At 61.9% G+C, this 22,092-nt stretch carries 19 protein-coding genes and 1 tRNA gene; 10 read left to right on the top strand and 10 right to left on the bottom strand.

Going from position 1 to position 22,092, the window contains the following annotated elements:
• Positions 1-23 precede the first annotated feature (23 nt).
• The 5 genes from rfbC to LB556_RS08360 form a co-directional block, all read right to left on the bottom strand.
• Positions 24-578 (bottom strand): dTDP-4-dehydrorhamnose 3,5-epimerase, encoded by a 555-nt coding sequence (gene rfbC, locus LB556_RS08380; RefSeq protein ID WP_224566031.1) that lies wholly within the window; start codon positions 576-578, stop codon positions 24-26.
• Position 579: 1 nt separating this feature from the next.
• Positions 580-1,461, bottom strand: coding sequence for a glucose-1-phosphate thymidylyltransferase RfbA (gene rfbA, locus LB556_RS08375; RefSeq protein WP_224566029.1), 882 nt, complete (start codon positions 1,459-1,461; stop codon positions 580-582).
• 125 nt (positions 1,462-1,586) lie between these two features.
• The gene (locus tag LB556_RS08370) at positions 1,587-2,399 is read right to left on the bottom strand and encodes a class I SAM-dependent methyltransferase (RefSeq protein WP_224566027.1); all 813 of its coding nucleotides are present in this window, start codon (positions 2,397-2,399) and stop codon (positions 1,587-1,589) included.
• A 120-nt stretch (positions 2,400-2,519) separates the two neighbouring features.
• Positions 2,520-3,545: an NAD-dependent epimerase gene (locus LB556_RS08365; protein WP_224566025.1), complete on the bottom strand. Its 1,026-nt coding sequence runs from the start codon at positions 3,543-3,545 to the stop codon at positions 2,520-2,522.
• Positions 3,546-3,640: 95 nt separating this feature from the next.
• The gene (locus LB556_RS08360) at positions 3,641-4,231 is read right to left on the bottom strand and encodes a biotin transporter BioY (RefSeq protein ID WP_224566023.1); all 591 of its coding nucleotides are present in this window, start codon (positions 4,229-4,231) and stop codon (positions 3,641-3,643) included.
• A 115-nt stretch (positions 4,232-4,346) separates the two neighbouring features.
• On the opposite strand from LB556_RS08360, the gene LB556_RS08355 reads away from it, so the two are divergent.
• Positions 4,347-5,255, top strand: a complete 909-nt coding sequence (locus LB556_RS08355; protein WP_224566022.1) for an MBL fold metallo-hydrolase — start codon at positions 4,347-4,349, stop codon at positions 5,253-5,255.
• A gap of 65 nt (positions 5,256-5,320) precedes the next feature.
• Here LB556_RS08355 and LB556_RS08350 read toward each other — a convergent pair whose 3' ends face one another.
• Together LB556_RS08350 and LB556_RS08345 are read right to left on the bottom strand one after the other, a co-directional pair.
• The gene (locus LB556_RS08350) at positions 5,321-6,106 is read right to left on the bottom strand and encodes a DUF1499 domain-containing protein (RefSeq protein ID WP_224566020.1); all 786 of its coding nucleotides are present in this window, start codon (positions 6,104-6,106) and stop codon (positions 5,321-5,323) included.
• Positions 6,107-6,186: 80 nt separating this feature from the next.
• Positions 6,187-7,815: a fatty-acid--CoA ligase gene (locus LB556_RS08345; protein WP_224566018.1), complete on the bottom strand. Its 1,629-nt coding sequence runs from the start codon at positions 7,813-7,815 to the stop codon at positions 6,187-6,189.
• A 332-nt stretch (positions 7,816-8,147) separates the two neighbouring features.
• On the opposite strand from LB556_RS08345, the gene LB556_RS08340 reads away from it, so the two are divergent.
• Both LB556_RS08340 and LB556_RS08335 read left to right on the top strand, forming a co-directional pair.
• Positions 8,148-8,492, top strand: a complete 345-nt coding sequence (locus LB556_RS08340) for a hypothetical protein (protein ID WP_224566016.1) — start codon at positions 8,148-8,150, stop codon at positions 8,490-8,492.
• 129 nt (positions 8,493-8,621) lie between these two features.
• Complete coding sequence (locus LB556_RS08335; RefSeq protein ID WP_224566014.1) at positions 8,622-9,011, top strand: DUF427 domain-containing protein; 390 nt, start codon at positions 8,622-8,624, stop codon at positions 9,009-9,011.
• Between the two features lie 73 nt (positions 9,012-9,084).
• Here LB556_RS08335 and LB556_RS08330 read toward each other — a convergent pair whose 3' ends face one another.
• Positions 9,085-9,825 (bottom strand): polysaccharide deacetylase family protein, encoded by a 741-nt coding sequence (locus LB556_RS08330; RefSeq protein ID WP_224566012.1) that lies wholly within the window; start codon positions 9,823-9,825, stop codon positions 9,085-9,087.
• A 190-nt stretch (positions 9,826-10,015) separates the two neighbouring features.
• Positions 10,016-12,694 carry a pyruvate, phosphate dikinase gene (gene ppdK / locus LB556_RS08325; RefSeq protein ID WP_224566010.1) on the bottom strand — a complete coding sequence of 893 codons (2,679 nt, stop codon included), beginning with the start codon at positions 12,692-12,694 and terminating at the stop codon, positions 10,016-10,018.
• Positions 12,695-12,920: 226 nt separating this feature from the next.
• Here ppdK and LB556_RS08320 point away from each other — a divergent pair, with 226 nt between their 5' ends.
• The 6 genes from LB556_RS08320 to LB556_RS08295 all read left to right on the top strand — a co-directional run bounded on the left by LB556_RS08320 (position 12,921) and on the right by LB556_RS08295 (position 19,512).
• The gene (locus LB556_RS08320) at positions 12,921-13,265 is read left to right on the top strand and encodes a VOC family protein (protein ID WP_224566008.1); all 345 of its coding nucleotides are present in this window, start codon (positions 12,921-12,923) and stop codon (positions 13,263-13,265) included.
• Between the two features lie 128 nt (positions 13,266-13,393).
• A tRNA-Gln gene (locus LB556_RS08315) sits at positions 13,394-13,468 on the top strand.
• A 452-nt stretch (positions 13,469-13,920) separates the two neighbouring features.
• Positions 13,921-15,369: a TolC family protein gene (locus LB556_RS08310; RefSeq protein ID WP_224566006.1), complete on the top strand. Its 1,449-nt coding sequence runs from the start codon at positions 13,921-13,923 to the stop codon at positions 15,367-15,369.
• Positions 15,370-15,408: 39 nt separating this feature from the next.
• Entirely contained in the window at positions 15,409-17,541 is a 2,133-nt protein-coding gene (locus LB556_RS08305) for a type I secretion system permease/ATPase (protein ID WP_224566004.1), read from the top strand.
• Positions 17,542-17,591: 50 nt separating this feature from the next.
• On the top strand, positions 17,592-18,881 hold the full coding sequence (locus LB556_RS08300; RefSeq protein ID WP_224566002.1) for an HlyD family type I secretion periplasmic adaptor subunit: 1,290 nt from the start codon (positions 17,592-17,594) through the stop codon (positions 18,879-18,881).
• Positions 18,871-19,512, top strand: coding sequence for a ribbon-helix-helix domain-containing protein (locus tag LB556_RS08295; RefSeq protein ID WP_224565999.1), 642 nt, complete (start codon positions 18,871-18,873; stop codon positions 19,510-19,512). The genes LB556_RS08300 and LB556_RS08295 overlap by 11 nt, the downstream gene beginning before the upstream one ends.
• A gap of 128 nt (positions 19,513-19,640) precedes the next feature.
• Here the strand turns inward: LB556_RS08295 and LB556_RS08290 are convergent, their stop codons facing one another.
• Entirely contained in the window at positions 19,641-20,594 is a 954-nt protein-coding gene (locus LB556_RS08290; RefSeq protein WP_224565997.1) for a transglutaminase-like cysteine peptidase, read from the bottom strand.
• Positions 20,595-20,917: 323 nt separating this feature from the next.
• Between LB556_RS08290 and LB556_RS08285 the strand changes: the two genes are divergently transcribed.
• Positions 20,918-22,092: hypothetical protein (locus tag LB556_RS08285; protein ID WP_224565995.1), on the top strand; the 1,175-nt coding region annotated here is incomplete at its 3' end.

Raw genomic sequence — 22,092 nt, 5'->3', positions numbered from 1 at the left:
CCCTCATGCACCACAAGCTCCCATCAGGCGAACACCTCGGCCGCGGCCAGCGCCGGCGCCTTGAGGTCCTTGTCCGAAAGCTGGAACCCGCCGGCCAGCGACGGCCAGGCGATGCCGATGGCGGGATCGTCGAAACGGATCGACCGGTCATGCTCGGGCGAATAGGTGTCGGTCACCTTGTACAGCACCTCGGTGTCGGGCACGAGCGTGACGAAGCCATGCGCGAAGCCCTTGGGCACCAGGATCTGGTTGCCTTTTTCGGCCGACACTTCCAGCGCGACCCATTTTCCAAAGGTTTCCGAACCGCGGCGGATATCGACCGCGACGTCGAGAATGCCGCCGCGGATAACGCGCAGCAGCTTGTCCTGGGCACGCGGCGCAAGCTGGTAGTGAAGTCCGCGCAGGACGCCCGCGGCGGCGGAATAGGAGTGGTTGTCCTGCACGAAAGTCAAGTCGATGCCGGCCTGCGAAAAGCGCTCGGCATTGTAGGTTTCCATGAAGAAACCGCGTGCGTCGCCATGGCGTTTTGGAACGATTTCGAGCACCCCGTCGATGCCCAGGGATCTCACCTCCAGCATGCTAGCCCTCCGAAAGATCGGCGACACGCCGGCGCAGATAGGCGGCGTATTCGTTCTTTCCCAGGCGGGTTGCACGCTCCAGCACCTTGTCCGCCGTCAGCCACCCCTGTTCGAAGGCGATTTCCTCCGGACAGGCAACCTTGATGCCCTGGCGATGTTCGATCGTGCGCACGAAGGAGGAGGCTTCGTGCAGGCTGTCATGCGTGCCGGTGTCGAGCCAGGCATAGCCGCGCCCCAGCCGGTGAACATGCAGTTGGCCGCGCTCGAGATAGACATTGTTGACCGCGGTGATCTCGATCTCGCCACGCGCCGAAGGACGAATGGTCGGGGCGATGTCGACGACCTGATTGTCGTAGAAATAGAGCCCCGTGACGGCCCAGTTGGACTTCGGCTTTTGCGGCTTTTCCTCGATCGTCAGCGCGGTTCCGGTCGCCTTGTCGAAAGACACCACGCCATAGCGTTCGGGATCCTCGACATGATAAGCGAACACCGAAGCCCCCGACTGGCGCGATGCCGCGTCGCGGCAAAGCTGCGACAGCCCGTCGCCAAAATAGATGTTGTCGCCCAGGATCATCGACACGCTGTCCTTGCCGATGAAATCGCGGCCGATGATGAAAGCCTCCGCGAGGCCGTTGGGCAGCGGTTGCTCGGCGTAAGACAGTGCCAGACCGAAGTCCGACCCGTCGCCGAGCAAATCACGGAAAGCCGGTAGATCACGCGGTGTCGAAATAACCAGAATCTCTCGTATTCCCGCGAGCATCAACACGCTCAGCGGATAATAGATCATCGGCTTGTCGTAGATGGGAAGAATTTGCTTAGAGACGGCTAATGTTAGTGGATAAAGACGCGTTCCACTGCCTCCAGCAAGGATAATTCCTTTCAAGAAGCTCTCCTCGACATGCCAAAGCCCCCCGGCCCTGAGTGCCTGTGCTTAGGTTTCATGCCTTGGCTTGTCAATGCGGCACGTGACGAACGCGTCGGCCATGTTGGATGCCGTCCGTCGGCGGTCTAGGCCACAGCCATGACCACATGGGCCTGGATTTTGGCGGCAACTTCGCCGTTGCCATGTCTGTCCGCAATGGCCGATTGCGCGTAGGCGGTCGCGGCGTCCAGTTTTCCAGCCTCCCTGGCCTCGATTTCGTTGCGGAGAACGGTGCCATGACAATAGGCGACGGCCGGAATGCGTGGCGAGGATGCGCGGCTTTGCTCGGCTCGCGTGTCGATCGCAACATGAGAGAAACCCGCGTCCTCCAGGTCGCGACGGATCAGCACCTTGTCGTGGTAGCCGTGCGGCGTGCGTGCCAGGAAGCGTGGCGGATCGTCGGGAAAGATCCTCGCCAGCGCATTGGTCACGTCATCGGCGAATACATTCTCCTCGATGCGGTCCCATACGTTGAACAAAAACCGTCCTCCCGGCTTCAGGACCCGCCTGGCTTCGCGATAGGCAGAGATGCGGTCTGGAAAGAACATCGCACCGAACTGGCAGCAGACGAGGTCGAAGGCCGCGTCTTCGAACGGCAGCGCCATCGCATCCGCCTGGCGCCATTCGATGCGGCTGTCGGGTGCCTGCTGCGAAGCGGCGTAGTCGAGCATCGGCTGGTTGAGATCGGTCACCATATAGCGCGCGCCGGATGGCAGTCCTGGCGCCAATGCGCGGGTGACGACGCCGGTGCCGGCGGCGATTTCCAGGACCGCGCCCGGCGACAGGGCCGCGGCTCGTTGCGCGATATCAGCGGCGAACGGCTCGAAAATCAACGGCACCATGTAGCGGTCGTAGTTTTCCGGAATCGAGCCGGCGAACAGCTTATCCGTTTCCAACATGGCGACCTCCACCGTCTGCCCGATGACCTGTCAGACTAGCATATAGTCAGACCGGCATATATTTGTTTGTTCCTCGTCGTTTTCGACCGGTAGCCAGCCTCGGCACGGCCAGGAGCGCGCTTAACGACGCCCAAAATAACCCTGGTACCACTCGACGAACCGCCCTACCCCCTCCATCACGGAGGTGCGGGGGCGGTAGCCGACCGCCGCTTGCAGCGCCGAAGTGTCGGCGAAGGTGTCGGGCACGTCGCCGGCCTGCAGCGGCAGGAGTTCGATCACCGCCTTGCGGCCGAGCGCGGTTTCCAGCGCCTCGACATAGGCGGTCAGCTTCACGGGGCTGTTGTTGCCGATGTTGAAAATGCGCCAGGACGCGCTGCTGGTCGCCGGATCCGGATGGCTGGAATCCCAGGCCGGATTGGCCGCGGCGGGATTGTCGCTGGCGCGAATCACACCCTCGGCGATGTCCTCGACATAGGTGAAGTCGCGCGTGTGGTTGCCGTTGTTGAACAGCTTGATCGGCTCACCGGCCAGGATGCTCCTGGTGAACAGGAACAGCGCCATGTCAGGGCGCCCCCAGGGGCCGTATACGGTGAAGAAACGCAGTCCGGTGGTGGGCAGGCCGAACAGATGGCTGTAGCTGTGCGCCATCAGTTCGTTGGCGCGCTTGGTGGCGGCGTAGAACTGCAACGGATGGTCGGCCGGGCGATGCTCGGAAAACGGCATGTCGGTGTTGGCGCCATAGACGCTGGAGGTGCTGGCGTAGGTCAGGTGCCCGGCACCGCTGCCGCGGCAGGCCTCGAGCATATTGGTGAAGGCAACGATGTTGCTCTCGACATAGGCGCGTGGGTTTTCCAGGCTGTAGCGGACGCCAGCCTGGGCGGCGAGATGGATCACCCGGTCGAAGGCGTGGTCGGCAAAGCAGCCATCGACGATGTTACGGTCGGCAAGATCGCCGTGGATGAAATGATAGCCGGCATTGGTGCCGCGGCTCGCCTCGGCCAGGAGCCGCAGCCGCGCCTGCTTGAGCTGCGGGTCGTAGTAGTCGTTGATGCTGTCGATGCCGACAACCTCGTCACCGCGCTCCAGGAGCCGTCTGGCGACATGATAGCCTATGAAGCCGGCAGCGCCGGTGACCAGAACCTTCATGAGAAATGCCCGTCCGTGACATGCCTGGGGGACCGGCCTGAACTGACTGCGGGCCAGGCTCCGGCCCGGGGCGATCCGGGCCGGATGCTCTCAAATCAGGAGCGCTTCAGCAATGACCAGACGGCCGGCACGAGGCTGGCCGCGAGAGCTACCTTTATCAGGTCGCCGACGATGAACGGCACGACGCCGAACTGCCAGGACTTTTCCGGACCGATGAGCAGCGCCAGCCAGGCGAAGCCCATCGCCATCATGATGACCTCGGCGACCAGCATGGCGTTGAAAAGCTTGACCGGATGACGGTCCCAGCCGCGGTCCGCAGCCCAACCGACAATTGCCGCCATGACCACGAAGCCGGCGAGATAGCCGCCGGTCGAGCCGAGCATGTAGGCAATGCCGACGCCCTTTTCCGGCGTACCCTGGAAGACCGGGAAGCCCATCGCGCCTTCCGCCATGTAGAGCAGCAGAGTGGCGACGCCGAGCCTCATGCCGAAGGCGGCGGCGATCACAAAGACGGCGAGGGTCTGCATCGAGATATCGACAGGCCCGAGCACTACCCTGGTCTTGGCCGAAAGCGTCAACAGCAGTGTCCCGGCAATCGCCAGGAAAAACTGCGTTGCCAGTCGCGCGGCACCGTCTTGCGGCAGGGCCAGAAAAACAAGCGGGCGCGTCGTCGTTGCGGTTGTCATGGTCTTCCCCAATCCAATCTTGCCGCGAACCAACAATCGCGGTCTTGCGTTTTCCTATATTGGCTTGCGTGCTATGCGGCAATCGGTTTTGCCGTTCCGGGAACAATGTGCCGACATGGCTCTCAAATTCGATACCAGCTTCGACCCCGCTTATGGCCAAGGCGTAAGCGTGGCCCCCGGCGTGCAACGCGTCACGGCCCGAAATCCCAGTCCCTTCACCTTTCATGGCACCAACAGCTATGTCGTGGGGCGCGACACGCTGGCGGTGATCGATCCCGGACCGGATGACGGGTCGCATCTGCAGACTTTGCTCGACGTGATCGCCGGCCGGCCGGTCAGCCACATTTTCGTCAGCCACACGCATCGCGACCATTCTCCGCTGGCGGCCCGGTTGAAGGAGCGCACCGGCGCCCAGGTGCTGGCGGAGGGACCGCACCGCCCTGCGAGGCCCTTGCATATCGGCGAAACCAATGCACTCGATGCCAGCGCCGATACCGCTTTCGTTCCCGATATCGCATTGCCGGACGGTGAGTTGATCAGCGGCGACGGCTGGGCGATCCGGACGGTCCTGACGCCCGGCCACACCGCCAATCACGCGGCATTCGCGCTGGAAGGCACCGGCATCCTGTTTTCGGCCGATCACGTCATGGCTTGGGCGACCTCGATCGTGGCGCCGCCGGACGGGGCAATGGCCGATTACATGGCATCGCTGGACCGGCTCATCGAGCGCGACGATCGCCTGCTGCTGCCTGGCCATGGTGGACCGGTGGCGTCGCCGCGCAATTTCATGCGCGGGCTGAAGACCCATCGCAAGATGCGCGAACGAGCCATACTGAAGCGGGTCAGAGCCGGCGACAGGACCATTCCCGACATGGTCAGGGCGATCTACAGGGATACCGATCCCCGGCTGCACGGGGCCGCCGGCCTGTCGGTGCTTGCCCATCTGGAAGACCTGGTGGCGCGCGGCGTGGTGTCCACGGACGCCGCCCCCGCCATGGACGGCATTTTCACGCCGGGCCGATAGGCCCTGCCCGCCACCCGCGCATTGAGCCTGCCGTCTTCGCGAGCGTGAATTCGCCCGGAAAATGGCTACTGTGCCGGCGCCGCGCCGACCTGGCCGGCGACTTCCTGATCCAGTTCCGCCAGGAAATCGGTGATGCGCGCGGCATTGTCGCCAAGGTCATGGCGGCCGTAGCGCGAGGCCGACCGCATGTCGACGATGACCGCGTCGCCGTCATCCGTCACGCGAATGGCGACGTCCGCGGGAAGGCCAAGAACGAAGCTCGTGGCAATGGCGGTAATGGTCACCTCGCTCTGTCCGGCGAGATCGGGATAAGGCTCGGAAAGGTCCCAGCCGCGCCGGTCGAGCACGGTTTCAACGGCATTGACGACTGTCTCGAACGGCAAGTCGTAGCTGCGTGCGGTGACCAATGGATAACTGTCGGTCTGCAACGTCTGCTCACCCGGCGTCGGCGGGGACAGCACGTTCATGTCCCTGGTCCGGTCACTGATATCGAGCGCGGGCGGTTCGTCGAAATCGGTCGAGATGTCCCGCAGCGGCGGATAGATCGTCGCCCAGTAGGCCGCAACGCCGTAGGGGGTAAGCACCAGCAGCGCCAGCAAGGCGCCGACGGTGAGATCACGGCCGCCACGGTCACCAAAATTCCACAGCCTCGCAAAGGCGAGACCGGCAAATAGAAGCGCCAGCGCCGCCAGCAGGGCGACAATGCCCAACACCCACAGGAACACCGGCGTTTGGACGAGGCCGAAGCGATGGCCGACAAAGTTGGTCAGCAAAAGCACCGCCGAAAAGGCGGCCGTGCCCCGCGACCAGCCGGCAGCCTTCGACGTTTGCCGTTCGGGAATGCTAACCATTATTCTCTGCGCTGCCCCAACCCAGACGGAGGTTTAGTGCCTTTTTGCGGCGGCTTGAAGCGGAAACACGGGACATCCCCTCAATCCGTCGGCAAGCGATAGTCCCTGAACTGCTGACGCAAGGTGATCTTCTGGATCTTGCCGGTGGCGGTGTGCGGTATCTCGCCGACGAAGGCGACGTCGTCGGGCATCCACCATTTGGCCACCTTGCCATCCATGAAATCGAGAATCTCGGCCTTGGTCGGCTCCTTGCCCGGCTTGGCGACGACGACCAGCAGCGGCCGCTCGCCCCATTTCGAATGCTGGACGCCGATGGCCGCGGCTTCCGCTACATCGGGATGACCGACGGCAAGATTCTCCAGGTCGATGGTCGAAATCCATTCGCCGCCGGACTTGATGACGTCCTTGGCGCGGTCGGTGATCTGCATGTAGCCGCCGGCATCGATATGCGCGACGTCTCCGGTGTCGAACCAGCCATCCTCGTCGAACTGCTCCGCCCCCGCACCGCCATAGTAGGCGCGGGCGACCGCCGGGCCGCGTACCTTGAGCCGACCAAACGTCTTGCCGTCCCAGGGCTGCGCGTTGTTGTCGTCATCGGTCACCTTCATCTCGACGCCGAAGGGCGGGTAGCCCTGCTTGCTCTGGACGTCGAGCCGAGCCTCGCCTTCGAGGCCGGCATAGTCCGGCTTCAAGGTGCACAGCGTGCCGAGCGGCGACATTTCGGTCATGCCCCAGGCGTGGATGACCTGGACACCGTAATTGTCCTGGAATTTCGTCATGATCGCACGCGGGCACGACGAGCCGCCGATTACGACCTTGTTCAGATAAGGAAGCGTCTTGCCGGTCTCCTCCAGATATTGCAGCAGCATCATCCACACGGTCGGCACGGCGGCGCTGAAGGTGACTTTCTCGGTGTCGAGCAATTCGTAGATCGAGGCGCCATCCATCTTGCAGCCAGGCATGACCAGCTTCGCGCCGATCATCGGCCCGCTCTGGCCGAGGCCCCAGGCATTGGCGTGGAACATCGGCACCACCGGCAGGATCGTGTCGCGTGCGGACAGGCCCATCGCATCGGGCATGGCGGCGATCATGGCGTGAAGCACGTTCGAGCGGTGGCTGTAGACGACGCCCTTCGGGTCACCCGTGGTGCCCGACGTATAGCACATGCCCGCGGCGGTGCCTTCGTCGAAGGTTTTCCAGGCGAAATCGCCATCGACCTCGTCAAGCCATTCCTCATAGGCAACGGCATTGGGCAGGGTCGTTTGCGGCATGTGCGCCTTGTCGGTGAGCACGATGACCTTTTTCAGCGATTTGACGGCACCGGCGACCTTTTCGAGCAACGGGATGAAGGTGAGGTCGACGAAGACGGCCTTGTCCTCGGCGTGGTTCATGATCCAGACGATCTGCTCGGGAAACAGGCGCGGATTCAGGGTGTGATAGATGGCACCGATGCCCATGATGCCATACCACGCCTCGATGTGGCGGGCGGTGTTCCAGGCCAGCGTCGCGATGCGGTCACCCAAGGCAAAACCGTCGCGCTCCAACCGCTGGGCGACCTTGAGGGAACGGCGATGGATGTCAGCGTAAGTGGTGCGCACGATCGGTCCCTCGATCGAACGCGACACGATCTCGCGCACGCCATGCTGTCGTTCGGCGTTGTCGATAAGCTTGTGGCACAGCAGCGGCCATTCCTGCATCAGACCCAGCATGCCGTTCCCTCCTCACGCTTTTTCGCCCGAGCTTTTCGCTTCGTACTTTTGATCGCATTGTGAAGCGAACCCGGGAATTGTCCAGCCACCCACGAACACAACGGACGAAAGTCGGAGTCCGACCCTGTATCGGCAAACGGTTGAATCCGGACGCTTTTTGATTTTCGGCTGGCATGTCTTGCCGCCACTCGAATGGCAGCGGCTTCAAGTACGTTACATCGGTGCAAACTCTCGTGAAGGCCCGGCGGCAAAAGTGCCACAATCCGGCCATCGTCGATGTTAAGTTTCGTTAACGGGCAAAGGGTTGCGATTGGCGACTGAAAGAGGTTCGCATGGACGCGCTCGACGATAAGGTTCTCGAGAGTACGCTTGCCGAAAGCCTGGTGCCGGACGAAAAGACTGTTTCCGAAGACGAATTCGTCGAAGTTGTCGGCGGCGCGCTCGAAGCCGTCGGCGGCACGCTGCTCTTCAAAATGTGTGTCCAGAACGAAGGGGAAGGCCAGCACGTCGCGGCGGCATCCGTCGGCGATGGCGGCAATCGCCAGTTCCTGCTGCTCACCTTGCCAACCGGCGGCGGAGCACTGAAAGTCGAGACCATTTCGAGAAGCAGCAACCCGGTGGCGGGCATCGCGGCCGCCTATGCCGGGCTGATGGACGCCTTCAAAACCGCGGCCTGAATTTCGGCGGCCACGCGAAGGCTATCTTGCGCCGAGCACGGGCGCATGGCGTTTGCTTTGTTGTGACCATGGGCCTTGCGCAATCCGGCCGTCCACCACACTTAGGGTTCGGGGCTAGAAGGAACCAGCATGGACAAGATCGCCAACCCGGCACCCGGCTTCCAGCGCAATCCCGACAAGATCATCACGGTAGAGCCTTATTGCGGCACCGTCACGGTCCGCGCCGGCGATACGGTCATCGCTTCGTCCGCGAAGGCGAAGGTGCTGACGGAGGCCCCCTACCCCGCCGCCTTCTACATTCCGTTCGCCGACATCGATTTCGACAAGCTCAGCCGAACCGACCATTCGACCCATTGCCCCTACAAGGGTGACGCCAGCTATTGGAGCGTTCTGCCGGCGGGCGAAGCGGGCAAGGACGCGATGTGGGCCTATCGGCAGCCGTTCGACGAGATGAACGACATCCGCGACCACGGCGCCTTCTACGCCAGCAAGGTCAGCATCGAAGCCAAGCCGGACTGAACGCTTCGGCACGAAGGAGGGTGCGATCGGGCCGAGTCGTTAGTGCGGCTCGGCGGTTCAACACTGAACCACTCTACTCGGTGGTGCCGTGATTGCCCGTGCCATCCGCATCGTCGAGCCGCACGAAGGTCATGCCCTTGTCCTTGAGCGCCAGCAGGCCCTGCACAACGCCCTCGCCGGCGGCATGAGTCGGCTGGTTGATATGAGCGATGATGACGTCGCCATCCTTGGCGGCGGCGATGCGCCTCGTCGTCTCCTTGGCGCCAAGCAGCGAGCCGCCGTCCCCATTGACCGAGAAGCCGGCAATCTTGAAGCCGAGCTTGCGGATCATTGCGATTGCCGAGGGGCTGTACTCGGCGGTTGCGCCGCGGAACCATTTCGGCGCCGGCTCGCCGGTCCTGGCGAGGGCGGCGGCGCCCGACTCGACCTCGGCGAGTACCGCTTCAGGACTGCCGGCGCTGTTTATGCCGTAGATCTTCTGTGGCGTATCGACCGCTGGAACATGACGGCCGCCGTGGTTTTCCAGTTCGAACAAATCGGGATGCGCCTGCATGATCGCAACGGCCGCGGCGTTGCGCTTCAGCCAGATGCCGGTAACAAAAATGGTGGCCGGTATCCTGTTTTCCACCAGCGCCGAGAGAATCCGCGTGTCGGTCTTCCCGCCACAGGCATCGAGCGTGAGCGCAACGCGGCCGGTGCCGCTTGCAGCCGGCTTGATGTGCAGCGTGGGTTCGACCAGCGGCGCGGCACGGGCGCTGGATATCAGCGCCACCGACATGGCGATCACGCAGAGACGTTTTTGCGGCAGACGCATCAAACCAATTCCCGACCGGCGATTTCAAGCCGCTATCCCAAAACCCGCATGAAGGCGGAAATCGGACGAGGGATAGCAGAAAAACGCATGGCGCGGCAATTTGACCTGCCCGCTTGGTGAAGGCGCGGTTCGACGACAGTCTTGGATTTATCGCGCAAGTTTTCAAACAAACCGTGAGCTTCGTAGCAGCCTATCCACGCCCTGTCTTGGTTGCCTGCACCGCGGCCTGCGCCGCCGCCAGCCTGGCGATCGGCACCCGGTAGGGTGAGCAGGAGACGTAGTCGAGCCCGACCTCCTCGCAGAAGCGGATCGACGAGGGATCGCCGCCATGCTCGCCGCAGATGCCGAGCTTGATGCTGGGCCGCGTCGCCCTGCCCTTTTGCGCCGCCATGCGCACCAGTTCACCGACGCCGTCAATGTCGAGCGAGACGAACGGATCCTGCTCGATGATGCCCTTCTGGCGGTAGGTTTCCAGGAACGAGGCCGCATCGTCGCGCGAGATGCCGAACGTGGTCTGCGTAAGGTCGTTGGTGCCGAAGGAGAAGAACTCCGCCGACTCTGCGATGACATGGGCGCGGATCGCCGCGCGGGGGAGCTCAATCATGGTTCCAGTGAGGTAGTCGATCTTGACGCCACTCTCGTCCATGACGCTCTTGGCGACAGCGTCGATGCGCGCCTTCACGTAATCGAGTTCCTTCACCAGGCCGACCAGCGGAACCATGATCTCGGGCACCACCAGGGCGCCGGCTTTCTTGCCGGCCTCGACGGCCGCCTCGAAAATGGCACGCGCCTGCATCTCGGCGATCTCCGGGTAAGACACGGCCAGCCGGCAGCCGCGATGGCCGAGCATCGGGTTGAATTCGTGCAGCGCCTCGGTGCGCTGCCTGAGTTTGTCGGGCGACACGTTCATGGCGGCCGCGACTTCGGCGAGTTCCGCTTCGGTCTTGGGCAGGAATTCGTGCAGCGGCGGATCGAGCAGGCGGATCGTCACCGGCAGGCCGGCCATGATTTCGAACAGTTCCAGGAAATCCGAGCGCTGCATGGGCAGAAGCTTGGCAAGTGCGGCGCGCCGGTCCTTCTCGGTGTCGGCCAGGATCATCTCGCGCATGGCGACGATGCGGGCACCGTCGAAGAACATGTGTTCGGTGCGGCATAGCCCGATGCCTTCGGCGCCGAAAGAGCGCGCCATGCGGGCATCGAGCGGCGTTTCGGCGTTGGTGCGCACCTTCATGCGGCGCACCGCGTCCGCCCACTCCATGATGGCTGCGAAATCGCCTGACAGTTCCGGCTGCAGCATCGCCACGGCGCCCTTGAGCACCTGGCCGTTGCCGCCGTCGATGGTGATGACATCGCCCTTGCGGAAGGTCTGGCCCATCGAGAGCAGCGTGCCGGCCTTGTAGTCGACGCGCAGCGAGCCGGCGCCGGACACACAAGGCTTGCCCATGCCGCGCGCCACCACCGCGGCGTGGCTGGTCATGCCGCCGCGCGTGGTCAGGATCCCTTCGGCCGCATGCATGCCGTGGATATCTTCCGGACTGGTCTCTATGCGCACCAGGATCGCCTTGCGCCCTTGCGTCTTCAGGTCCTCGGCATCGCCGGAGGAAAAGACGATCTCGCCGGTGGCGGCACCGGGCGAGGCCGGCAGGCCGACGCCGATGACGTCGCGCGCGGCCTTCGGGTCGATGGTCGGATGCAGCAACTGGTCGAGCGACGCCGGATCGATGCGCGCGACCGCCTCTTCCTTCGTAATCAGCTTGTCCCTTGCCATCTCGACGGCGATCCTGAGCGCCGCCTTGGCGGTGCGCTTGCCGGACCGGGTCTGCAGCATCCACAATTTGCCGCGCTCGATGGTGAATTCGAGGTCCTGCATGTCGCGGTAATGCTTTTCCAGGCTGTCGGAGATGGCGACGAAGGACTGGAAGGCGTCCGGCATCAGCTTCTGCAGTGAGGGCTTGTCGGAGCCAGCCGCAATGCGCGCCGCCTCGGTGATGTTCTGCGGCGTGCGGATGCCGGCGACCACGTCCTCGCCCTGCGCGTTGACCAGGAACTCGCCATAGAGCTGCTTGTCGCCAGTCGACGGGTTGCGGGTAAAGGCAACGCCGGTGGCCGAGGTCTCGCCCATGTTGCCGAACACCATGGCCTGGACGTTGACCGCCGTACCCCAGCTTTCGGGGATATCGTGCAGTCGCCGGTAGGTGATGGCGCGGTTGTTCATCCAGCTCGAAAACACCGCGCCGATCGCACCCCAAAGCTGCTCGTGCGGATCCTGCGGGAACGGCCTGCCCAGCTCTTCCTCGATCTTGGACTTGTAGAGCGCGATGACGCCTTGCCATTCGATGGCTGTCAGCTCGGTGTCGAGCTCATGGCCGAGGCTGGCTTTCTGGTCTTCCAGGATCTCCTCGAACACCTCGTGATCGAGGCCCATGACGACGTCGGAATACATCTGGATGAAACGGCGATAGCTGTCATAGGCAAAGCGCGCATCGCCGGAATCGGAGGCCAGCGCCTCGACCGTCTCGTCGTTCAATCCAAGATTGAGCACGGTATCCATCATGCCGGGCATCGACGCCCGGGCGCCGGAACGCACCGAAACCAGGAGCAGCTTCGAGGGATCGCCGAACCGGCGGCCTGTCAGCCGGCCGATATGGTCGAGCGCGACCGCGACATCGGCTTCCAATCCCGCCGGGTAGGTACGGCCATTGGCATAGTAGGCGTTGCAGACCTCGGTGGTGATCGTGAAGCCCGGCGGCACCGGCAGGCCCAGGCTGCACATCTCGGCCAGGTTGGCGCCCTTGCCGCCCAGCAGATTCTTGTCGCCGGCACGGCCTTCCGCCGCACCATCGCCAAAGGTGAAAACCCATTTGGTCATGCTTCGCTCTCCGGTTGCAGGAGATTGGAAAGATTGGCGAAACGGAAAGCTCCGCCCGTGTTCGACTTTGGAGCGATATGATGCTGCAGTGCGAAAGGCAAGCGCCGGGCAAGTCGCATGGTCCCTACAATCGATTAAGAAAAAGCCATGCCCCGGGATGCGTCAAAAAGACTTGCCACCTCACGGTCCGACGTCTAGAACATAAAGGGAACAAAAGAGGTGCCTAATGAAACAGCCTGGAAAACTAGACTACCTGGAAATGCCGGCGACCGGCGGCACGCTGGACCGGCTGAAGGGCTTCTACAGCGCTGCCTTCGGCTGGTCGTTCACCGACTATGGGCCAACCTATTCGGCCTTTGCCGAGGGGCTGGACGGCGGTTTTCAGGCTGATGCGGTGGAAGCGCCGGCCAAGCCGCTGCCGGTACTCTATAGCGAGAATTTGGAAGAAACCCTTCGCGCTGTCGAGAGCGCTGGCGGCACCATCGTCAAGCCAATATTCCCCTTCCCCGGCGGCCGACGCTTCCACTTCGTCGATCCAGCCGGCAACGAGCTGGCAGTGTGGTCCCAGTAGCCGGTTTGTCGGTCATCTGGCGGCAATCGCACTGCTGGCCAGCTGAGTGCCTTCGCGGTCGCTCATAAGGATTGTGCTTTTCGGCTGCTCTGCTAATAACGCGCCGCACAAGCGACTCTGACGGCTATTGGGGCGTCGCCAAGTGGTAAGGCATCGGTTTTTGGTACCGACATTCCCAGGTTCGAATCCTGGCGCCCCAGCCAAGCGCAAATTCACCTGGTAACGAATTGGCTCTGCTTCGAACGCCGCGCCAAGTGCTGGCGCTATAGTCTGGACCCGTCCCAGGAGTGTCACGCTCGGCCGTGCCCCGGCGATCTCGCCGGTTGAGCTGTCAAGGGTGCCCTCATCGCCTGCGCGAGAGCAACTTTACTTGCAGACATGTGTACTCGTCTGCTCGCTGTCGGAATAAGCTTGCAGTTTCTCGTCCGCCATATCTTGTCTCGGTGCTTCAAGTTTCGATTCCGGCACTTGGTCCCACCGGCATCTCAAATGTGTGTTATTTTTGCTACATTCTTTGGCCGTCTGCCTAGAGTTTGCGGTTTAGTCGCAGCTTAATAATGAAACACTCACATTAATTTGCAAGATAGCGGACAAAGTCAGGCGCCGAGCCTGGCTGGGGCGCTCTAAAAAAGCGCGGGGAAACGTGGGTGGGAAAATGAAGACGACAGGTCTGTCGACCAAGGTCATGGGCGTTGGTCTCTTGATGACGGCTACCATGCTGAGCTGCTGGGGCGCGCATGCGCTGACGCTCAAGGAGGCCATGGCGGTTGCGGTCGAATCCAATCCGGAAATCGGTCAGGCCATAGAAAACCGTGAGGCAATCGAGTTCGAACTGCGGCAGGCGAAAGGGCTCTATCTGCCCAGCGTCGACCTGGAGGCATCCGCTGGTGCCCGCCGCCTCGACAACTCGACGCGCCGCGCGCTCTCCATCGAGCACGACGCGCTTTATCCCGCGGAGACCGATCTGACGGTCTCACAAACGCTTTATGACAGCGGCGCGAGGCGAGCCGAACTCAACCGTCAAGCCTCGCGAGTCGATGGCGCCTCGTTCCGCGTGCTGGAGCGATCCGAGTTTATCGGGCTGTCGGTTGTCCAGGATTACCTGGAATACATGCTCCAGGCATCGATCGTAGCCGAGGCGAAGAAGAATCTGGGCTTTCATCAAGCGATTCTCCACGACATCAAGGAAGGCATAGCAGGCGGCGGGTTGAACGAAGCCGACCGGCAACAGGCCGAGGAGCGCTTGTTTGCGGCCAAGGCCCGCATGCAGGAAGCCTCGGAGGAACTCGAGGCCTCAAGGATACGCTTCTTCAAGACCGTTGGGAAACCGCTGACCAACGCTTCGAGGCCAGGCGATGTTTCCTCGGCGCTGCCAAGGTCGCTCGATGACGCACTGGGCATTGCGCGGGAGAACAATCCACGCGTCCACATGGCCAATAGCGATATTGCCGCTGCCAGCTCGCTGATTGACGCCGCTCGGGCGAAATACGGCCCTTCGATCGCCGCCGAAGGCACTGCCCGGGCCGGATATGACATTGACGGCGACAATGGAGACACGTCCGATCTGCAAGCACGGCTGGTGCTGCGTTGGAACCTGTACCGGGGCGGCATCGACAAGGCGAACGAGCAGGAGCAAATCCGCCGCGCCAGCGAGCAGCGGCTTGGGCTGCATCAGGTCCTGCGGGAGATCGAAGAAGCCGTTCGCACGTCGTGGGATCGCCGCTTCCGGCAAGCCGACCTGGCCAAGACCCTGAAGCTGCAAGCCGCTTCCAACGAGAAGTTGGTTGCTTCTTACCGCGAGCAGTTCAAGGTCGGACAGCGCTCGCTGCTCGATGTGCTGGATGCGCAGAATACGCGGTTCAACACGGCGACACTGGCGGACACCGCGTCCTTTGCATCCCTCTTTGCCCAATATCGGCTCCTGGCAGCAACCGGGCAGTTGCTGAAAACGATGGACATCCATCCGCCGAAGCAGGCAGCGGCCTACGCCAAAGATGAATTTGCGGTTCCGGAAATCCCGGACACCGAAACCTATGCGCGGACGCCGTCGGAACAGAGGAACGACATGCCCTTCGACATCCTCGCCCCAGTCAGGAAGAAGTGAGCCGGAGCAAGGGGTGTTGAGGGTCCTGGCGGGCAGGTCGTGAATCAGCAGCCACATATTCTATCTCCCAAGGAGGCGTTCAAGGCCTGCTTTTCGGCCGTCGCAGCCTATCTCGGGAGGCCGAGCGCAGAGACTGTGCTGTTTGCCGGGGTGCCGATTTCGGACACGCGCATCGAGGTCACCGAGATCCGGCATCTTGCCGAGCGTATCGGTCTGGAGACCAAGGAATTCAACCATCGCGACTTCCTGCGCGGTCGCGTCGATCTGCCGGCAATTCTCTTCCGTGTCAGCCAGTTGCCGATCGCCCTGCTGGCGGAAATCGACGGTGGCGGGTATCTCACGGCCCCGCAGGAAGACGGACGCACGACTATCGGCAGATCCGAGCTGGCCGCGAGCCACATCAGTGGCGGCGTATCCTTCTCGATCACCTATGCCAACGCCGCCGAAGGCATGAAGGTCGGGTCCGCGCAGCCGATCGAACGACGGCATTGGCTGACGGGAACGATGGGCGCCTTCTGGCGCACCTATTCGAAGGTCGTGCTATCGGCGATCTTCATCAATCTGCTGGCCATCGCCTCGCCGATCTTCACCATGAACGTTTATGACCGCATCTTGCCGAACAAGGCGATATCGACGCTCTGGGTGCTGGCGATCGGGATCGGTGCCGTCATTGTCTTCGACCTGCTTCTGAAGACGGCCCGGGCTTCGCTCATCGACTATGCCGGGCGCAAGGCCGACCTGCGGATATCGTATCTGCTGTTCGAGAAGGTGCTGAATTCATCCTTGTCCGCGCGCCCGGGCTCGACCGGCGAATATGCAAACCGCGTCACTCAATATGAGTTCGTCAGGGAGTTTTTCACCTCCAACACCATCAGCGTGTTCATCGACACCGCCTTCGTCTTCATCTTCCTGCTCGTCATCTACGCGATCGGCGGCTGGTTGGTCATCATACCGGCCCTGGCATTCGTGGCGTCGGTAATCGTCGGCCTTGTCACGCAACACCGCATCGGCAAGCGCGTCGCCGCTTCCATGAATGAGGCATCCCAGCGCCAGGCCTTGCTGGTCGAGTCCATCTCAACGCTGGAAACGATCAAGTCGCTGCGGGCCGAAGCCTATTTGTTGAGGAAGTGGGGGGAGCATTCGAAGAATGCGGCCAACACCTCCGAGAAGATCAAGCAGCTCTCGGCGGCGGCCGGCAACATCACCCAGGCCATCCAGCAGCTTGTTACGGTCGCCCTGGTCGTGGCCGGCGCCTATGCCTTCTCGGAAGGCCATGTTTCGACAGGAGCCATTATCGGGACGGTGATGCTGGCGAGCCGGGCCGTGGCTCCGCTCGGCCAGATCGCGATCACCCTGTCGAGATTTCGCCAGGCCATGCTCTCCCTGAGGATGGTGAATTCCATCATGGCCCAACCGGAGGACCGGCCGGACACGGTGGGCTTTGTCAATCGCCCGATCCGCAACGGGGCGATGACGTTCAAGAATGTCGGCTTCGTCTACCCCGGATCGGAGAACGAGGTTTTGTCGGGCCTGAATTTCTCGGTGAAGCCGGGGGAGCGCATCGGCATCATCGGCCGTATCGGGTCAGGCAAGACGACCATGGGACGCCTGATCGGCAGGCTTTTCCTGCCGAGTTCGGGCGAGCTGCTGCTCGATGGCATCGACATCCGCCAGTATCACCCGTCCGAGGTGCGCGCGGCCGTCGGCATTGTCGCGCAAGCTGGCGATCTGTTTTCGGGCACCGTGAAGGAGAACCTGCTCATGGCATCTCCGGAAGCGACCGACGAACAGATCATCGAAGCCGCGAAAGCCGCCGGCGTCGACGAGTTCGTCTCTCGCCATCCACGCGGTTACGACATGAATGTCGGCGAGCGGGGCACCAATCTTTCCGGCGGACAAAGACAGACGGTGGCGATTGCCCGGTTGCTTCTGACCAAGCCGAGGATCGTCTTTCTCGATGAACCGTCCGGCTCGATGGACCTGGCTTCGGAACGGCAGCTGATCAAGCAGCTCAAGACAGCTTTTGACCACAGCACGACGCTGATCGTCTCGACGCATCGCTTCAGCATGCTCGAATTGGCTGATCGCCTTATTGTTATTGAACAAGGAAAGATCGTTGCCGATGGGCCAAAAGAACAAGTCATTCAGGCGCTGCAGAGAACGAATTCCTGAGTGGACAAATTATATCGGGCTGAAACCGATATAATAACGGGGCGTAGGAAATGCTTGCCAGGGAAGACCGACCACCGCTTTTCGCGACGGCGTCCATATTCATCATAGCGGCGCTCTTCGCTGCTTTTGTCGCTTGGGCGTCGTTCGCCGAAGTCGATGAGATCGCGCGTGGCGACGGCAAGGTCATACCGGCCTCCAAGACCCAGGTCATTCAAGCCAGCGAACCGGGCGTCGTTCAGGAAATCGCTGTAAAGGTGGGCCAGGTCGTCAGGAAAAACGACCTTATCATTCGTCTTGACAACACATTGAACACGTCCAGCCTCGGCGAACAGCAGGCCAAGGCGCGGGCGCTGCAAACGCGTATCGCCAGGCTCAAATACGAGCAGAGCGGCAGCATCACCGGATCATTTCCGTGTCCGCGGGACATTCAGTCGGTGGCGCCCGAAATCTGCGACAACGAGCAAAATCTCCTCGTTGCCCGGCGCGAAAACTTCGACAACAAGCTGTCGGTGCTCAAGTCGCGCCTCGACCAGCGCGACAAGGAACTTGACGAGGCGAATGCCAATTTCGACCGCCTGACAAAGAACCTGGCTGTCAGCGACCAGCAGGCGACGCTGGTCGAGGGGATGGTCAAGAAAGGTCTGATGGCAAGGACCGAGCAGCTCAAGGTCGAGCAGGAGCAAACCGAACTCAACGGCCAGCTGAATCTAGCCAGCGAAACCATAAAGAAGGCCAAGTCGGCGATCACGGAGGCGCAACTCCAGGTCGAGGAACTCGGGCTGCAGTTGAAGCAGGAAGCGCTCGATGACCTGACGCAGGCCCTGGCCGATCTTTCGGTGGTGGACGAAACCATTCGCGGCGCGACCGACAAGGTCGCGCGAACGGATATCCGTTCTCCGGTGGACGGCATCGTCAACACGATGGAACTAAACACCGTCGGCGCCTTCGTCCAGCCTGGTACCGTCGTAGCCGGCATCGTGCCCACTTCCGAGACATTGCTGGTCGAAGCGCGTGTTTCGCCCCGCGATGTCGCCTTTATCCGCCCCGACCAGGATGCCTTGATAAAGGTCACGGCTTACGACTTCTCGATCTTCGGCGGCATCGAGGGCAAGGTTTCCAACATAACCGCGGACAGCCTGGTCGATCAGAAGACGGGCGAACCCTATTATCAGGTGCGTGTTTCAACCGAGAAATCGACACTGGAACGAGACGGAAAGGCATATTCGATCATCCCCGGCATGATTTGTTCCGTGGATATCAAGACAGGGCGCAAGACGATCCTGAGCTACCTGTTGAAGCCGATCAACAAGGCACGTCAGGAGGCAATGAGTGAGCGCTAGCGCCATCTCTCCCCCGACCCCGAACGACCGTCTGCTTCTGCCGCTCCCGACAGAAGATTTCGAGCTCGAGTTCCGCGTCGTGGCGCGCGCCGGCATAAGGCGCGGCATCCGTCTGGAACGGGCGTTCTGGCTTTCGCTGAAGCAGATGGCCGAGAGCCGGAAATGCACGATCGGCATGCTGGTCGACGAGATCGCCGAACGTCACGCGGAGAAAGGAAACCTGACCTCGGCAATTCGGGTGGCCTGCATACGCGCGTTGGGGCACGAGAACCTGAATTTGCGCAAGCTTGCGTCGATCAGGACGGTAAACGCCGTTCTGCTTGCCTGTCCCTCGCCGGCTTTCGCCTTGGCGTCGACAAAGAAGATCGTGACGTTCAATGCGCCGTTCCAGCAACTGGTCAAACGGCAGTTGCCGACAGCATTTGACGAAAACACGCGGCAGGACCTGAAGCTGGCGCTGGATCTCAACGTGGCGGATATATTCGCTCGCCTTGACGCCAATGGCGACGTTGCCGTTGCGAGCGGATTTGTGATCGGCGCCGGCGAGCGCCGTTACCGGGGCCAGTTGAACGTGGTGCGAGCGCCGGTGCTGGACCTGGAACTGCTGATGGCTTTTGTCTTCAACGGGTAGGGCGGCTATTGTTTCGCGGAGACCGTTCCATCGCTTTGTCTTGACGCAATTTGCCCAGGAAAACCGCTACGCATTTTTCCTGGAATTGCCTAGGCATTCAGCCGGGACAAAAAGCGATCGCCCTTGCCTTACTTGTCTTCCATCTGCGCGCCTTCGCCAGGCGCGACGGTTTCGAAACCGCCCTTGACGCCGGCCACCTGCGCGGCCCCCGTTTTGGACCCGTGGATCCATGCCCGGTCGGTGCTGAAGGAGTACAGTGGCTGATAGTCCGGAAGCGCGCTGTCCTTGAGCACGGTATCGTTCAGACTGTCGAGAATGTAAGCGCCGCTTGCGGTGCTCACCGCAAGCACCGCGTGGAAGAAACCCCGCTTGCGGTCCTGGAGAACGACGAGCGACATGCTGGGTGCCGGAATGCCAGCCCTCAGCAACGCCGTCATCTTGAGGATAGCGAAGTCCTCGCAGTCGCCGGCGCGATTGGCGAGGACTTCGGAAGGCTTCGCCCAGTAGTCGAGCTTGCCATAAACGACGCTATCCTTCTTGTAGGCGATCAAGTGGTTGATGCCGCTGTTGAGGAATGACAGCTTTTCGACAAACCCCTTGCCTTGGGCGGCCGAGACCATGGCCGCGAAGGCCGGGCTCTGGTGATCACAGGGACTGCCTGCCGTGCAATCGGTTATGGCCTGGTAGACCGGTGCCCAGCGCGCCGAAACGGGAAAATTGCGCATGGACAGCGCAACCGACCCGAACACGCCCGGGATAATCGACGCCGTCTGCATCGGGTCGACACCCCTGCCCTCTTGCGCCATCGAGGCGCTGGACCGGTCCTGAGCGGAAAAGGAACCATATCCGTTCAAGGCAAGGCTGATCCGGTAGGGAGCGGCCGGCTGCCAGGGCTGGTACCTCCGCAGCGAAATGCCGCCGAGATCAGGCGGCGGCTGGACCGTTCCAGGCCGTGCTGTTTGGGGCTGGAAATCCCTGATGACAGGCTCGGCAAGGGCTGTCTGCGTCGAGCCGGCGATCCCCATCGCCAGCAGAAGCAGCTTGAGCTTGCTCTTCCCCGGAGCATTCTTTTGTTTTTTCATGACGCCCACCTTTGACCGTGGACGCTACCAATCTTGTCTCAAATTACTGGAAAGGAAGGTGGATAACTTTCCTGCAAGGCGCTTTTGCTATTTTGTGTAAAATTTTATGTGTATTTATACTTGTATTTACCAAGTTTTCCGCGCCGCTGGCGGGGAAGCGCCGCAGATCGCAGAGAACATATAGCTGATTATATGTTCGCAGTTTACCAAGCGTAAAAAAAGTCATCTTAGGCATATCCAAATATATAGAATGGATTGACGGACCGTTGCAAAGTCGAGGCGCCGCCTGTCTCTTTCCGGGAAATGCCGGAGGGGTTTAAGCTATGGCGACCAGTATTGAATTGGACAACGTTTCGAGCTCGTGGGACGAGCATTCCGTTTCCAGCGATCATCACGACCTGACAGCGCAGATCCAGGTGGTGGCGCAAGCCGCGCCGGCCGAGCAATCGGCACCGGCCCAAACAGCACCGGCCTCGGCCGACCCTGTGCCGGTCGATGTCGGTGGCGGCGCGCCAGCGGCTGCTCCGCCAGCGGCAAATGCCCCGCACGAATACGTCGCCGACGCAAGCAACGTCGTCAGGCTTCCCGCCAACGTCTCGATCGACAACATCAAGGTCGACGGTCACAACCTCGTTCTCGAGCAGGCGGACGGCTCGGTCATCGTCATCAAGGACGGTGCCTTAAATGTGCCGACCTTCATCCTAGGCGAAGTCGAAGTGCCGCGCGTGGCCCTGATCGCCGCGCTGGAAGCGAGCCACGTCGATGTCGCCTTCGGCGCCGACGGCTCGATATCGGCCGGACCGGGAGGCTCGACCTCGAGCGCCGGCGGGAATTTCGAACAGCCTGCCGGCGGGATCGGCGACGGCTTCGGCCTTTCGGCACTGCTGCCGCCGACGGACCTGCATTTTGGGCAACCGGATCATCGCGAGTTGTTTGCGGGATTGGTCGAGAAGCCGAACCACGCGCCCGAGATCGAGGTGACGCCAACGCACCCGAACCCGCTGGACGGCAACAATGTCGTGGATGAATCCGGTCTTCCGGTCATCGGCTCCAACCCGTCGGACGCTGCCATACACGCCACCGGCACGATCCACATGACGGATCCCGACGGCGCGGGCGACCTTAAGACGGTGACGGTGAGCCTCGAGGGCTCGACACAGACAGTGAACATCAATGCTATCACGGGCGCGAACAGCCAGACGTTCGACTTCACCAGTGGCGGCGCGCACGGCACGCTGACCATCTCCGGCTACAATGCGGCAACGGGCAATGCGACTTACACCTACACGCTAACGACGCCGGAGACTGGGGCCAACGGGGTGGATCCGACGCCGGACACGTTCACGCTGACAGTGACGGATGCCAGCGACGCCACAGGCACCGCCATACTCTCCATCGACATCGTTGACGATCATCCGATTGCGGCCCCCGACACCAACAGCCTGATCTCGGGCCAGACGGTGGGGGCCGATGTCGAGAGCAACGACAAGGCGGGCGC

The sequence above is a fragment of the Mesorhizobium sp. ES1-4 genome (assembly GCF_020164745.1).
GTDB lineage: Bacteria > Pseudomonadota > Alphaproteobacteria > Rhizobiales > Rhizobiaceae > Mesorhizobium.
The sequence above is the reverse complement of the archived record's forward strand: the minus strand, read 5'-3'. Positions and strand labels throughout refer to the sequence as shown.

Bases quoted from the DNA above. Each gene is read 5' to 3' on its own strand.
- rfbC (WP_224566031.1), bottom strand. From the start codon at position 578: ATGCTGGAGGTGAGATCCCTGGGCATCGACGGGGTGCTCGAAATCGTT.
- LB556_RS08370 (WP_224566027.1), bottom strand. From the start codon at position 2,399: ATGTTGGAAACGGATAAGCTGTTCGCCGGCTCGATTCCGGAAAACTAC.
- LB556_RS08365 (WP_224566025.1), bottom strand. From the start codon at position 3,545: ATGAAGGTTCTGGTCACCGGCGCTGCCGGCTTCATAGGCTATCATGTC.
- LB556_RS08360 (WP_224566023.1), bottom strand. From the start codon at position 4,231: ATGACAACCGCAACGACGACGCGCCCGCTTGTTTTTCTGGCCCTGCCG.
- LB556_RS08355 (WP_224566022.1), top strand. From the start codon at position 4,347: ATGGCTCTCAAATTCGATACCAGCTTCGACCCCGCTTATGGCCAAGGC.
- LB556_RS08350 (WP_224566020.1), bottom strand. From the start codon at position 6,106: ATGGTTAGCATTCCCGAACGGCAAACGTCGAAGGCTGCCGGCTGGTCG.
- LB556_RS08345 (WP_224566018.1), bottom strand. From the start codon at position 7,815: ATGCTGGGTCTGATGCAGGAATGGCCGCTGCTGTGCCACAAGCTTATC.
- LB556_RS08340 (WP_224566016.1), top strand. From the start codon at position 8,148: ATGGACGCGCTCGACGATAAGGTTCTCGAGAGTACGCTTGCCGAAAGC.
- LB556_RS08335 (WP_224566014.1), top strand. From the start codon at position 8,622: ATGGACAAGATCGCCAACCCGGCACCCGGCTTCCAGCGCAATCCCGAC.
- LB556_RS08330 (WP_224566012.1), bottom strand. From the start codon at position 9,825: ATGCGTCTGCCGCAAAAACGTCTCTGCGTGATCGCCATGTCGGTGGCG.
- ppdK (WP_224566010.1), bottom strand. From the start codon at position 12,694: ATGACCAAATGGGTTTTCACCTTTGGCGATGGTGCGGCGGAAGGCCGT.
- LB556_RS08320 (WP_224566008.1), top strand. From the start codon at position 12,921: ATGAAACAGCCTGGAAAACTAGACTACCTGGAAATGCCGGCGACCGGC.
- LB556_RS08310 (WP_224566006.1), top strand. From the start codon at position 13,921: ATGAAGACGACAGGTCTGTCGACCAAGGTCATGGGCGTTGGTCTCTTG.
- LB556_RS08300 (WP_224566002.1), top strand. From the start codon at position 17,592: ATGCTTGCCAGGGAAGACCGACCACCGCTTTTCGCGACGGCGTCCATA.
- LB556_RS08290 (WP_224565997.1), bottom strand. From the start codon at position 20,594: ATGAAAAAACAAAAGAATGCTCCGGGGAAGAGCAAGCTCAAGCTGCTT.